This is a genomic window from Azonexus sp., assembly GCF_030824335.1.
Classification (GTDB): Bacteria; Pseudomonadota; Gammaproteobacteria; order Burkholderiales; family Rhodocyclaceae; genus Azonexus.
In genome coordinates this window covers 1-14491 of record NZ_JAVBXX010000005.1, presented here as the reverse complement: position 1 = coordinate 14491, position 14491 = coordinate 1, and the positions used below count along the sequence as shown (strand labels likewise).

Sequence of the window (14491 nt, the reverse complement as noted above, 5' to 3'; positions counted from 1 at the left end):
CATGGTGAAGATCGAAAACAGGTGGCGGCAGAAGCGCGGGAGGCTATCGCTTTAGCGGCAGGACTTCCGTTGGTGAGCAATCGACCTGAAATATCCGGCGATCTTCCAGACGAACGGCAGTCAGATGCCCTCCCCACAAACAGCCCGAATCGAGTGCCAGCAGATTTGGTGTGATGCGCAGGCCGAGCGCCGACCAGTGCCCGGTGACCAGAACGCTATCGGCGCTTTTTCGATCCGGCAGATCAAACCAGGGCAGATGACCTTCCGGCGCGTTGCTCAACTTGCCTTTGGCCTTGAAGTCCATCAATCCCTTCTTGGTACAGAAACGCATTCGGGTCATCGCATTGACGATTACTCGCAGGCGTGCCCAGCCTTTCAGTTCATCCGACCAGGCAGCCGGTTCGCTGCCCCACAGATTGAGGACGAACTCCCGGTAATCCTTGCCCTGGAGTTGGGTTTCGACTTCGCGCGCGAGTTCACGCGCCCGTTTGATACTCCATTGGGGCAGCAGGCCGGCATGTACCAGGCAATAATCGCCTTCGGTATGGCAGAGCGGCTGCTGGCGTAGCCAGTCAAGTAGTTCATCGCGGTCCGGTGCATTGAGCACAGCATCCAGCGTATCGTCCTTGGCGCGGTATTTGGCACCGCCTTCGGCAACCATCAACAGGTACAGGTCGTGGTTGCCTAGTACGGTCAGTGCTGAATTGCCGAACGATTTGATCAGACGCAGTGTTTCAAGAGATTTCGGCCCGCGATTGACCAGATCACCGACCAGCCACAGGCGATCTTTCGCTGGATCAAAAGCGCAGTTTTCCAGCAGATTTTGCAGTGAATCGTAGCAGCCCTGGATATCGCCGATGGCGTAGGTGGACATTAGCGTGACCTCGTTGGTAGTCCGTAATTATGCATCAATCGTTCTGCTCATTGCTTCATATAGGAATGTAGATTAAGATTGTCCTATATGAACTCCAGAATGTTTATCCGACTCAATGCCAATCCGGCCCAGCGCGAAAGCCTGGCCCGCTTGCAGGCACTGTTTGCCCAGGCTTGCAACCAGCTCGGGCCGATCGTTCGTGATACGCGTTGCTGGAATCGCGTTGCATTGCATCACCTGGCCTATCGCAAGTTGCGCGACAGCTTTCCAGAGTTGGGAGCGCAGATGGTGTGCAATGCGATTTATTCGGTTTGTCGCTCGGCTCGCCTGATTTATCAGGCGCCGGCCAGTCCGTGGTGCATCACCAAAAATCCGGAAGCTGCTTTGCCATTGCTGCAGTTTGCGGCTTCGGCACCGGTTTATTTTGATCGCCATACGCTCAATATTCGTCAGGGCAAGTTGTCGATGTTTACCCTGGATGGGCGAATGCGTTTCGAATTGGGACTTGCGCCAGCGGATGAGACCCGTTTTATCGAAGAGAAGTTGAAGGAAGTATTGCTTACGCGCGACGAGCAGGGTTTTTTCTTGGCTTTTAGTTTTGGTGATGAGCCTGAGTCAAAAAATCAATCCGTCGAATTACCCGAGTACCTTATCGTTGTCGATCCAGAGCCGAAGGTTCTGGCCGCTTGATTTATCCGTGTCATAGAAAACCATGAAAAAAGCCATTACGCCCCGGAGTGAGCTCACTACAGTGATCTACTCGTTTCGCCGAATGTTCTATACGGCGGGACTCTTCAGCATGTTTATCAACATGATCGGTCTGGTTCCATCGATCTACATGTTGCAGGTGTACGACCGTGTGCTGCAAAGTCGCAACGAGACGACCTTGCTCATGCTGACGGTCATCCTGATCGGCTTCTACGTCATGCAGGGCATGCTCGAACTGGCCCGTTCCAAGCTGCTCATCCGTGTGGGGGCTCAACTCGACATGAAGTTGAATGATCGGGTCTTTGTCGCCTCCTTCGAGCGCAACCTGAAACGGGCCGGCGGTAATGCAGGCCAGGCCTTGGGTGACCTGACCAATGTCCGCCAGTTCCTGACAGGCAATGGCTTGTTTGCCTTCTTCGATGCCCCTTGGGCGCCAATTTACCTGATCGTGATCTTCCTGCTGAGCCCCTGGCTGGGTCTTTTTGCCGTGATCGCTTCGCTGGTTTTGTTCGCTTTGGCCTGGTTGACCGAAATATCGACGCGCAAGCCGCTGGCTGAAGCGACTCAGGTGGCCATTGGCGCCAACAACTACGCGACGAACAATCTGCGCAACGCCGAAGTCATCGAAGCGATGGGCATGCTGGGCAACCTGAAGCGTCGCTGGATGGAAAAGCAGCTGAAGTTCCTTGCCTTGCAGAATGAGGCGAGTGAAAAAGCCGCGGCAATTTCTGCCACGACCAGCGCGACCCGTGTGGCCGTGCAGTCTCTGGTGCTCGGCATCGGCGCATTGCTGGTCATCGAAGGTACGCTGACGCCGGGTGGCATGATCGCCGCCTCCATTTTGTTGGGCAAGGCGCTGGGTCCGGTGCAGATGGCCATTGGTGTCTGGAAACAGTTGCTGTCGGCGCGGGCGGCTTACCACCGTCTGGAAGATCTGTTGGATAAACATCCGAAGCGCGAAGAGGGTATGGATTTGCCCAAACAGTTGGGCAATCTGCTGGTTGAAGGTGTGACGGCTGGCGCACCAGGTACGCAAGGTTTGATTCTGAAACAAGTCGGTTTTACGGTGCCGGCTGGCGAAATCGTTGGTGTGATCGGCCCTTCGGCTTCAGGTAAATCAACCCTGGCCCGTTTGTTGGTGGGTGTCTGGCCGGCCATGGCCGGCAAGGTTCGCCTCGATGGCGCCGATGTCTTTACCTGGAACAAGGAACAGCTCGGGCCGACGGTGGGTTATTTGCCGCAGGATATCGAGCTTTTTGAAGGCACGATTGCGGAAAATATCGCTCGCTTTGGCAACGTTGATCCCGATCAAGTCGTCGAAGCCGCCAAGTTGGCCGGTGTGCATGAAATGATCCTGCGTTTTCCGAATGGCTACGATACGCAAATTGGCGATAGCGGCACCGGGTTGTCCGGTGGTCAGCGTCAGCGTATTGGTCTGGCCCGGGCAATGTATGGCACGCCATCTTTCGTGGTGCTTGATGAACCGAACTCAAACCTTGACGAGCACGGTGAAGCCGCTCTGGTCAGCGCCGTGCAGGCTCTCAAGCAGCGCGGTACGACGGTTCTGCTGATTACCCACCGCACCAGCATTCTGGGTGTGGTCGACAAGTTGCTGGTACTCGCCGATGGTGCGGTGCAGTTCTATGGCCCGCGTGATCAGGTATTGCAGTCTTTGCAACAACGGGCCCAGCAGGCGCAACAAACTGCTTTGGCCAACCCAGGCAAGGCCTGACCCCTAGATCTCCTTGAGAGCGTGTAAGAGATGAGTAAAATTCGCGAAATTTACGACCGGTTGGTCAAAAAAATCGAAGGTTCGGCCGATGTCGAGGGGCTGGATTTAAAACCCAAAAAAGTTGAGTCCGACGAAAAATCGGTCGTCCGCTTTGGCATGCTGACCCTGATCATCGGGTTCGGCGGGTTTCTGCTGTGGGCAGCCCTCGCGCCGCTGGATGAAGGCGTTCCCGGCATGGGGGTAGTCAGCGTGGACACCAAGCGCAAGACAATCCAGCATTTGCGCGGCGGTATCGTGGCCAGCATCAGTGTGCGCGATGGTGATCGAGTCAAAGCGGGCGATGAGTTGGTCAAGCTGGTTGATACCGACATCAAGGCCCAACTCGATATCGTGCGTGGTCAGTACTACTCGGTGAAGGCAACGGAGCATCGACTGCTTGCCGAGCGCGACAACAAGCCATCGATCGTTTTCCCTGCCGATTTGCTGGCGGCGGCTGGCGATCCGCGTGCCTCTGAAGCCATGCGTTCGCAATCCCAGTTGTTCATGGCCCGTCGCTCCTCGCTGATGAATGAATTGGGGTCTATGGACGAAGCGATTGCTGGTTTGAACGACCAGATTCAGGGCCTGCGTTCGCTCGAGGCCGGGAAATCGTCGCAAATCAGGTTGCTGGACAAAGAGTTGACGTCCATCCGTGGCCTGGTTGAGGAGGGTTTCGTGCCACGTAACAAGCTGTACGAACTTGAACGTGTGCATGCCGACCTCTCCGGTACGCGCGGTGGAGATTTGGCGTCCATCTCCCGTGCCCAGTCGTCGATCAACGAGGTTCGCCTGCGCAAGCTGCAGCGGCAACAGGATTTCCGCAAGGAAGTTGAAACCCAGATGACTGAAGTTCAGCGCGAAGCCGGTGCTCAACTCGAACGTTTGACGGCATTGACCGATGAATTCGAACGTAGTGTGATCAAGGCGCCGACCGATGGCTATGTGGTCGGTATGGAAGCGCATACGGTTGGTGGCGTCATCCGGCCAGGTGACCGAATCATGGATATCGTGCCTGAAGGTGACAAGCTGGTCATCGAAGCCCAGTTGCCGGTCAACTTGATCGACAAGGTTCACGTTGGACAAAAAGCCAATATGCATCTGCAAATCATCCTTGCGGGTGGCGCTCAGCCAACGATTGAGGGTGAGGTCGTGCATGTTTCTGCCGACGCTCTGACCGATCAAAGAACAGGTCATTCCTACTTTGCCGCGAAAATTCAGATCACGCCGGCTGGCGAAGCTGAAATCGTCAAGCACAAGATCAAGGCGCAGCCGGGGATGCAGGCTGATGTCGTGATCGTGACCGGCGAACGCAGCGTGTTGAATTATCTGATGCGCCCACTGACTTCCCGCCTTAATGCCGGCATGAAGGAGATGTAATTGATGAGCGCATACCGGAAACCACGCCTGAAAAAACTTGCACTGCTGGCCTTTGCGCTACTCAATGTACAGGTGAGTGCGCAGGCGGTCGGCTTGCTTGAACTGTATCGTGCTGCCCAGCAAGACGACCCTCAGTATGCGGCGGCGAAAGCCGAGCGGGAGGCGGCCGACAGCCTGATCACCCAGTCACGGGGACAACTCTTGCCGCAGCTTGGGGTTAGCGCTTCCAAGATGAGAAACGACCAGACCGTCAAAAGTACTAACGTGTTTGGTGAGCAAAGGCAGCAGTACGAGTTCGATCCGAAGAACGCCTCGATCAATCTGAACCAGGCCTTGTTCCGGCCGCAGGCCTGGCTGGCGTACTCGCAATCCCATGCGCAAGTTCAGCAGGCGGAAGGCATTGTTCGCCAGGCCCGCCAGGAGCTGATCCTGCGTTTGGCCCAGTCCTACTTCGAAGTTTTGCTCGCAGGCGACAACGTCACCTTGATGGCCGAGCAGAAACGAGCCATCGATGAACTGCTCAAACAGGCCAAGCGCTACTTTGAAGCAGGTGTCGGCACCATTACCGATATCAATGAAGCGCAGGCCCGCTACGACAGCATTGCAGCCCAGGAGCTGGCAGCACAAAACAATCTGGAAGTACGGATTCGTTCGCTGGAGCAATTGGTCGGTACGGTGCATCGTGATCTCAGTCGTCTGGGCTCACGTTTGGCGCTGGATCTGCCTAACCCGGTCGAAATCGACCAGTGGGTTCAGTTCACCACCGACAACAATCCAATGATCAAGGCCAGAGAGGCCGGTTTGCGTGTGGCGGAAAAGGAAGTGCACAAAAATATGGCAGCACACCTGCCGACTGTGGATATCGTGGCATCGCGTTCCTTTTACGAAGATCCCAGCTACACCAACCTGAATACCCGCAGTCAGATGAATTCGATCGGTCTGCAATTGTCCATCCCCATTTTTTCCGGTGGCAGTACGCAGGGCCGGGTCAATCAAGCTGCGTCACTGCGGGAAAAAGCCAGGTATGAACTGGAAGCTGCCAAACGCAGCCTGACCACCAGCGCACGCCAGGAATACATGAACGTGATGAATGGCGTGGCACAGGTCAAGGCACTGGAGCAGGCAGTCAAGTCGAACGAAGTGGCGCTGTATTCGGCACAGAAAGGCCAGGAAGCCGGCATGCGCACCAGCTTTGACGTGCTGAATGCCCAGCAATTGCTCTTCACGGCCAAGCGTGATCTGGCGCAGGGACGTTATGCTTACGTGCTGTCCCGCCTGAAGCTCCGCTCTGCGGCTGGCTTGCTGGGCGACGAAGACGTGGAGCTGATCCAGAGTTGGCTGGACCCGGTGCCTCAATAAGCATGTGACAGTACCGAGTGGATTAAGCACCCATTTCTCAGTCGACCGAAAAGCCCGCCGGAAGTCATCGTTCCCGGCGGGCTTTTTCCATGCATGGTGGTGCTTTAAAGCTCCAACAAGCCCAACTGAATCGCCGTTATCACCGCCCCTGTCCGGTTGTTGATGGCCAGCTTCCTGTAAATATTTTTCAGGTGCCACTCAACTGAATTGTCGGAAATGTTCATTGCATCGGCAATTTCCAAATTCAATTTACCTTGTGCGAGATAAATCAGCAGTTGCTTTTCGCGTCTCGTGATTTTGATCGGCGCCTCGGCGGATGACTGATCAAACAGGTGATGCAATTTATAAGCGAGCAACTGCAAAGCGGTTTTTCCGGGATTGACGATCGCTTCTTGTGACTGACAGGCAAAACCGATAGCTACGGCCTGCCCCCAGGCACCGTGAATCGGTACGACATAACCATCCCGCATGCCACAGGCCCGGCAGTCGTGAAACAACTCGCGTTCTTTCGCGGGTAGTTCATTTTCCAGCGATGACCAGAGAAAGGGTTGCGAGCTGATTGCAGCCCGCTGTCTAACCGGATTGCGCGACAGATAGGCCTTGGCAACGTAAATCTCCTGCCAGGCTGATGGATAACTGGTTGCCGCCCAGTTTTTCCTTGCATCCGGATGATTTCTCACCGGTGCGTGAATGACATGCTCGAAACCCAGTTGGTAAGCCAGTTCGCAAGTCACGGCAAAGGCTTGCTGTGGCGAACTGACACGGGCGAACGCAGCATCCAGCGCGGCGAATGTATCAGCCTGCAACATCTATTTTCAATTCCAGCAGTGGCGTTTTTTCGACAACCTCAGTCATCGCCAGAGAAAAGTATGCTTGCGTGTAAGGGGCCTGCAAGTGCCGGGAAAAAGCCGCCGCATCGACAAATTCTTCGATCAGCAGCAAAGCGTCAGGCTTCTCTGCGAACTGAAATAGATCAAAACGCAGACAGCCCGACTCCTGGCGAGTCAGTGCCTGCAATGCGGCCAATGCCTGCCATACCGCCGGAAGATCGTGTTCTTCCCGTATTCGCAGCGTCACCATGGCGCAGCAGGTCGATTTCGGTGGCTTCATCTTTCCTCAAGTAATAACAATCCCACGGATTTCCGTAGTTATCCAGATGGTTACAGGTTTCTACCATGGAGGTGCTTGGTAATCAATTCAGTGTGATGACAAGTGCAAGGCGAGTAACCCTATACTCGAGGCTGTAGCTTTCTACAGCTATCGCACTTTTTGCCCTTCTCTGAAAATCATTGGATCAGGTCAGGAATCATAAAAATATGAACAAATCAGAGGGTTATGACCATTTTCCCGGAATTTTGAGTTCGTCGACACCGGAGGAGAGCGCAGCGAAGTTTTACGAACTCATCGTGCCGCTAGGATTCAGTGGCTTGGTCTATTCCAGTAACCGGCTAACTGCCCCCCTGATCGAAGGCTCCGAGATTGTCCGGCGCTGGATTGCTCATTTCGTCGAGCGCAACTATTTTGCCGTCGACCCTCTTTATGCCGCGGCCAGGAAATCCGTCGTGCCGCAGTTTTGGTATGCCAACCAGCGTCGACCGCAAGATTCTGCAGAGCAAGTGCGGATTTATCAGGAAATCGGAGAGTTTGGCATCGCCAAGGGTTTTGATCTGTCAATTCGTGATCACGAAGACGAAGCCTCGCTGTGTTTTTACTGCGAGGACGAAAAGGTCGACCTGCAAGCGGTGCATCCGCTGGTGCAAATCGGAGCGCTTTACCTGCACGAGTGTATTTGCCGCCTCAGTGCCGGGGGGGCTGCGATAGTGCAGCCCACTTTGACCACCCGGGAACGGGAGTGTCTTGGCCTAGTGCGTGACGGGCTGACCTACGCGCAAATCGGCCGACGACTAAACATCACCGAGCGCACCGTGACCTTCCATTTACAAAATGCCAAGCAAAAACTCGGCGTGAGCACCTTGGCACAAGCCATTGCCATTGCCCTGTTGCATCAACGCATCTGAAATGACCTGTAGCTTTCTGCAACTATTCAGCATTTTTCTGCCGTGGGAAATTCCCACGATGTGCCAATGTAACAATTTATGACGGATTGGCGCCCGCCCAACCGCTTCGCTATAAGGATTAACCATGACCACGCAAGCCACTAGTCAGAATGCCGCTATGCAAAAAAACGTTGAAGCCAGCCTGTACACGCTCGGGAACGCTGAGCAAAACAATGGACGAAACGAAGTGGCCTTCATCCTTGATAACGTGGCTGATTGGCAAACCTTGGCCAAAGGGGTGCGTTCCGGTGTGGAAGTGGTGGTGCTAGACAGCCGAGGAGACGGCTTGGCCCAGATGGCCGACTGGCTGGCGCAGAAGGGGGCGGGCAGTGTGGATGCCGTTCATCTGCTGAGCCACGGCAGCAGCGGGGCCATCGATCTGGGCACGCTGACGCTCAGCAGCACCAACTTGAGCCAGTACAGCAACACGCTGGTGCAGATTGGCAGCGCGCTGACGGCAGGTGGCGACTGTCTGGTGTACGGCTGCAACGTTGCCGAAGGACAGGGGGGGGTGGAGTTTGTCGGGAAACTGGCGCAGGCCACCGGGGCGGATGTGGCGGCTTCGGATGACTTGACGGGGGCGAGCGGGTTGAGGGGGGATTGGATTCTTGAAAGCGTCTCGGCTTCGAATGGTGAAGTTTCGACACCCTCTATTTTCATAACGGCTTACAACCAAATCTTGGGGACCGTTGATCTCAGCTCCCCCGGAAACAGCGTAACACCTGTTACTTGGAATGGAACACCGGGGAGCGATACCTTTTCTATCATTGAGGCAAGCCAGAACGATTACGCGTGGGGGATGGCCGCCAACAATGGAGTTGGTGTAGAGGATGAAATCCATACCCACAATATCATCACAGACTTTCAGGTTGCTACGGATAGATTTGACTTTACTTCTGTCATTGCCAGTTTTGATCCAGCGACCGTTACCTTTGAAGCGCAGCCCACATTTATATCGAGCGACAGTGGTACAAAAAGACCATCGACAATAAGCAATGTTGTTATCGTCACCCCGGCCAAAGAGACGGCCGGAGATGCATCCACAATCGCGGCCACCGGAACGGATGGCACATTCGTCAATGTGGTTGGTAACAACATTGATTGGTATAACTTTTTCCTTCCCGGAGTGAATTACACGGATCTGACGATCAATAATTTCTTTCCATCCGTCAGTTCCGCCCCCACCCTCACCGCCACCGGCCTAACGCAACATTTCATCGAGGGCCTGGCTGGAGGGGTTGACGTGTTCAGTGATGTCACTGCCGCCACCAACGACAGTGGCCAGACTTTCAGCAATGCGACGCTCACCGTCAGCAACGTATCCGATGCGACCGAATACCTGAACATTGCAGGCACCAAGGTTGCGCTGGTGAATAACACTACCGGCAATATTGTTGGTGTGGGAAATTTCAGCGTGTCTGTTGCCTCCGGTACCGCAACGCTTGCCCTGACTGGGTTGTCCGCCAGCAACGAGCAAATGGGTGGCTTGATTGACGGTGTCCAGTATTTCAACGGCGATGCCAGCGCCACCGCAGGTATCCGCACCATTACTTTGACCACCGTTGGCGACAGCGGCGGCAGCAACAACAGCACCACGGTCAATCGGGTGGCCACGGTGTCTGTTCTGGACAGCAATGCAGCACTGGTGGTGACCTCAGGAGTGGACACCGGCGATGACGCAAGTGCCGGGGCCAATCTGGTGGCGGACCAGAGCGATGGCGGGGGCTTGAGCCTGCGCGAAGCATTGCATTGGGCGAATGCAAACGCTGGAACCGATACGATCAAGCTGGCGACGAATGTAACGCTTTCGGCAGAGTTGGCAACGGTCGCTTCAAAAATTAGCGAAAACCTCTTACTTGATGGTCAGAAGTTCACAATCAACGGCGGCGGTTTTGGCGGCTTATTCTCTGAGGATGCTGGACTAACGCTGGGTATTCAGAATGTCTCGATGACCAATTTCAACGATAACGGTCAAGATAATATTGGGGCTTCCGCAATTGGTATGTATGGCGGTGACAAATGGCTTTACATCAACAATTCTGCGTTTTATGGAAATTCGGCAGGTTATGGTTCCGCTAGTTTGATTCAAGCTGGCGGGCAGACTGGGGGCGGCAACAGTGAGCATACCTATTTGCAGGTTAACAACAGTCAGTTCTACGACAATTCGCTTTCGTACACTGATATTAATTATGGTGTGTTTTATCTTGGTGCCGTAGGCGGTGGTAGTGGGGCGGTCAGTGTGACGAAAGCATCATTTAACAATTCGTCGATCTACACCAATGCGTCTACAGACATGAATGCTATCTATGGCCTTGGAGGGGGGAATGCCTCGGTCACCATTTCGCTTTCAGGGATGTCGATTGTTGGAAATACAGTAGGGATTGGTGGGCAGACGCAATTGGATGGTACTTTGAGCGTCACTGCTCGTAACGCAATCGTTTCTGGAAACACAACGAATACTTCCGGTGTGACCTTGACCAATGCCACCAGCAACCTGGTGGGCGATGCCGTTAATTTTGTCAACTCAAGCAGTGATCTGCGCTTGGCAAGCAATGCCAGCAATGCCATCAACACGGGGGATGCCCATTACATCACGGGAACAACAGATGCCCGTGGTCTGGAGCGTATTCGCCAAACCACCGTGGATATCGGGGCTTATGAATCGCAGTACGCTTCGGGAACTGCTGCTGCAGTCGATTTGAATGGTGCAACCGCCGGCACCAATTACACCAACCCAGCCACCACAGGCTTTACCACAGGCGTGGCGATGGCAAATGCCGCAGCCTCCATCACGCAGTCCGACGGCGAAACACGTCTGTGGAAAGTGACAGCGGTCTTGAGTGACCATGTAGATGGCGCATCAGGTGCCGATGAAACTCTTTTCCTGTCCGATGCCCATCTCCTGGCGGCGCACCAGTCGGGCATCAGCGTAGCGGGCAATGGCACCGCCAGCTTGACACTGACAGGCGGTGAAACCCTGGCTGCTTTTGAAGCGGTTTTGCGCAACATCCAGTACAAAAATGTAGATGCAACACCTACTACGGGTGACCGAACGGTAACAGTCACAGTAAATGATGACGCTACGGCCAGCGCCACGTCCACCATTTCCATTGCGGCAGCTCAGGATGCCAACAGCACGGTCACCGCCAGTGCCATACTGACAGAACCCAGCACCTTTGCCACCACAGCCATGGCCACGGGCTCGGCAGTTGGCTTGCTCGACTTCACCCTTGCCGATGCGGGCACGGCTGACAGCGTGGCCACCACGGTCACCAGCTTCACGGTGGATGTGTCGGGCACCACCACGCAAGCCGAGCGCGGCAACATGGTGTTCTTGCTGAACGGCCCCGATGTCACCAACGAGCAGGGCACCTACGACTCGGGCACCGGCAAAATCACCTTCTCTGGCCTGAGCATTTCGGTGGCTGACGGCGGCAATGAAACCTACACCGTCAGCGCCTATTACAACGACAACACCGGCACCAACGACCTGGCAGAGGGCCACACCCTGATCTTGAGTGTGGACGGCGACACCAGCTTCACCACGGGGGCTGGCAGTTCCACTCTGGCAGCCAGCCAGGCAGCGGTGACCAACGGTACTGGTGCAGCCATTGATGTGACGGCCACGCAACTGGCGTATTCGCAAGCGCCGTCTGGCACGGTGACCAGCGGTGTGGCGTTTGGCACCCAACCGGTGGTTCAGGCGGTGGACGCACGGGGCAACGTGGACACCGCCTACACCGGCAACGTGGCCTTGACTGAAGACGGCAGCGGCACATTGGGTGGCACGGCCACCGTGGCGGCAGCGGCAGGTGTGGCCACCTTCAGCGGGCTGAAGTACACGTCAGCTTCGGATGCCGATGCCAACTTCACGCTGACGGCCGCTAGCGGTTCGCTGAGCAGCGCCACCGTCAGCAACCTCAACCCCGATGTGGTGGCAACCAAGCTGATTTTTGGCACCCAGCCAGCGCCCACGTCTATTGGCAGCGGGCAATCCACCAGCTTCACCACAGCACCGGTGGTCAATGCCGTGGACGCCGACAACCTGCTTGACACGGACTACACCACAGCGGTTGTGCTGGCAGTGACTGACCCCGCCGACAGCACGGTGGACGGCACCGTCAACAGCCTGAGCGGTACTGGCGACACCGATGGCGCAGGCACCACCGTCACGCTGACACCCTCCAGTGGCGTGGCTACGTTCTCCGGGCTGACGCTGCAGTACACGAATGCGGGCGCTTCAGAGTCCATTGCGCTGATGGCCTCGTCAGGCAGCTTGGCAGCGGTCAACAGCAGCACGATCACATCGGGTACCAACGCTGTACCCGTGTTAGACCTGAACGGTGCAAGCGGTGGCACGGGCAACACGGTGACGCTGGCCAATGCGGCCAATGGCCTGGCAGTGAGCACCTCCGTGGTGACCGATACAGAAAATGATGCCGCCAACTGGAATGGCAGCACGTTGAGCGTCCAACGCATCAAAGCCGCTGGTGCGGCGGATGGCAGCGCACACGATGTGTTCAGTTTCACGTCGGGTGGCAACTTCACGGCAAATGGCGGTCCCATTGCCCAAGGCAGTAATGCCAGCGGCACTTTGCTGACCAACCCAGGTGGCACCCAGTTTGCCACCTGGACCTACACCAGTGCCACGGGTAAGCTGGACATCAGCTTCGATACCAATGCCTCCGGCTCCTTGGTACAAGACGTGGTGCGCCATATTGGCTACAGCAATGCCACGCCATATGGCGATGCGACCATCCGCATGGCCTTGAACGACGGGACCAGCACGACGAATTCCGATGTCGTGGTGAGTAGTGCGACGATACACGTCGACCAAACGGCACTGGATGCCGATGGTGATGCGGCTGATGGTTTCAACCTCAAGGAAGCATTGGCTAGCGCCAAGGATGGCGACAACATCCTCATCCACGATGGAACGTACCGAGGGCAGTTCAATGTGACCAAGGCAGTCACTGTTGATGCACTGGGCGGTGCGGGTGGCAGTGTGATCATTGAGTCGCCCGATTTGCTTGATCTTCAGGGCGTTGACCCCTTCCAGTTGACCAATAATGGGCGCTGGCGAATGCCCGTCGTTAACGTGGATACGGATGCCGCGAGTGGTACGGTAACCATCAAGAACATTACCGTCGACGGGCGTGATCAGGCAGATGCGGATATTCATAATGGCAACAAGGATTTTCTCGGTATTGGCATAGTGGATAGCCACGCGCTTATCGACAATGTGACCATCAAGAACATCCGTAGTGATGCAAGTTACGACCAGTGGGGCTTTAGTGAGAACTACGGCATTCTGGCCGAAGCGGGTAGTGCTCTGGCTCAGGTGATGAATGTCACGATAACGAATTCCAGGATTTTTGATTACCAGAAGACGGGCATCATTGCCTGGGGGCCGAAGCTGAATGTGACCATTACGGACAACGAGATTACCGGTATGGGAATACTCGGGGAAAGTGGTCAGAACGGGATGCAGATAGGTTCCAGCAACGATGATCGCAAAGGCACCACAGCGACAATATCTGGCAACATCATCAGCAACCTGAGCTTCGAGAACAACACATACGGCGCTACGGGCATCATGCTGAGGCAGACTGGAGATGCAAGCGTAACCGACAACTCGATATCTGGTCCTTCAGATGGATTGGGCAATGTTGCCGGGGTAACGGTTTATCAGGGGCTTGCTGGTATCAGCGTTGCTATTTCCGGCAATACGTTTGTCGATACGGACTATGCGGTCTTCAATGAGTTTGACGTTGCACCGTTTACTCTCAATATCGGAAACAACAATTTTACCGAGTCTGTCATTGCGGTTCTTGACAGCCACAGTTTGCCAGATCCGTGGTTTGGTCACGTTACGCATTCGGATATTGCAACGCAGGTCACGCTCAACAGTAGCGGCACACCTGCCGCTGGGGCATTGAAATATTACATGTTCGATGGCGCCGATTCGTTCGTTGACACCGGCATAGTGAATTCCATTGTTTACGGCGGTGGTGGTGTCGATACGATAGCTACGGGGAGCGGAAACGATACGCTTGTGGGCGGATTGGGCAACGATACTTTGACGGGCGGCAGCGGTGCGGACGTATTCCTTTACGCGCCCGAGGAGACTGCCAGCGAAGCGAACTATGTGATGTACACCGGCATCACAGACTTCGGCATCGACCGGATCACAGACTTCGGTACCGGCGATGCGATTCGCGTGATCGGTCGTCAGTCAACCGGCGGCACCGTAACGACCGGTGACGGCAGCACGGTGGCAAGCAATGCGGTGCAGATCAGTAGCGTTGCAGGCGTCACCACGCTCTACATCGACAGCGATGCGAC

The 14491-nt window shown here is 55.5% G+C and carries 9 protein-coding genes; 6 read left to right on the top strand and 3 right to left on the bottom strand.

What is annotated here, in order from left to right:
* Positions 1 to 43: 43 nt before the first annotated feature.
* Complete coding sequence (locus RCI20_RS01785; protein ID WP_306602785.1) at positions 44 to 874, bottom strand: symmetrical bis(5'-nucleosyl)-tetraphosphatase; 831 nt, start codon at positions 872 to 874, stop codon at positions 44 to 46.
* Between the two features lie 99 nt (positions 875 to 973).
* Here RCI20_RS01785 and RCI20_RS01780 point away from each other — a divergent pair, with 99 nt between their 5' ends.
* From RCI20_RS01780 to RCI20_RS01765, 4 genes are read left to right on the top strand one after another with little or no spacing between them, the layout of a single operon-like run.
* Positions 974 to 1564, top strand: coding sequence for a hypothetical protein (locus tag RCI20_RS01780; protein ID WP_306602784.1), 591 nt, complete (start codon positions 974 to 976; stop codon positions 1562 to 1564).
* 22 nt (positions 1565 to 1586) lie between these two features.
* Complete coding sequence (locus RCI20_RS01775; protein ID WP_306602783.1) at positions 1587 to 3314, top strand: type I secretion system permease/ATPase; 1728 nt, start codon at positions 1587 to 1589, stop codon at positions 3312 to 3314.
* Positions 3315 to 3344: 30 nt separating this feature from the next.
* Positions 3345 to 4730 (top strand): HlyD family type I secretion periplasmic adaptor subunit, encoded by a 1386-nt coding sequence (locus tag RCI20_RS01770; protein ID WP_306602782.1) that lies wholly within the window; start codon positions 3345 to 3347, stop codon positions 4728 to 4730.
* Positions 4731 to 4733: 3 nt separating this feature from the next.
* On the top strand, positions 4734 to 6089 hold the full coding sequence (locus tag RCI20_RS01765; RefSeq protein ID WP_306602781.1) for a TolC family outer membrane protein: 1356 nt from the start codon (positions 4734 to 4736) through the stop codon (positions 6087 to 6089).
* 104 nt (positions 6090 to 6193) lie between these two features.
* Here RCI20_RS01765 and RCI20_RS01760 read toward each other — a convergent pair whose 3' ends face one another.
* Together RCI20_RS01760 and RCI20_RS01755 are read right to left on the bottom strand one after the other, a co-directional pair.
* Positions 6194 to 6898: an autoinducer binding domain-containing protein gene (locus RCI20_RS01760; RefSeq protein ID WP_306602780.1), complete on the bottom strand. Its 705-nt coding sequence runs from the start codon at positions 6896 to 6898 to the stop codon at positions 6194 to 6196.
* Positions 6885 to 7199: a putative quinol monooxygenase gene (locus RCI20_RS01755; RefSeq protein WP_306602779.1), complete on the bottom strand. Its 315-nt coding sequence runs from the start codon at positions 7197 to 7199 to the stop codon at positions 6885 to 6887. The genes RCI20_RS01760 and RCI20_RS01755 overlap by 14 nt, the downstream gene beginning before the upstream one ends.
* Before the next feature lie 179 nt (positions 7200 to 7378).
* Here RCI20_RS01755 and RCI20_RS01750 point away from each other — a divergent pair, with 179 nt between their 5' ends.
* Positions 7379 to 8107, top strand: coding sequence for a LuxR family transcriptional regulator (locus RCI20_RS01750; RefSeq protein ID WP_306602778.1), 729 nt, complete (start codon positions 7379 to 7381; stop codon positions 8105 to 8107).
* Between the two features lie 124 nt (positions 8108 to 8231).
* Positions 8232 to 14491 (top strand): DUF4347 domain-containing protein (locus RCI20_RS01745; protein ID WP_306602777.1); only part of this gene is annotated, 6260 nt, incomplete at its 3' end.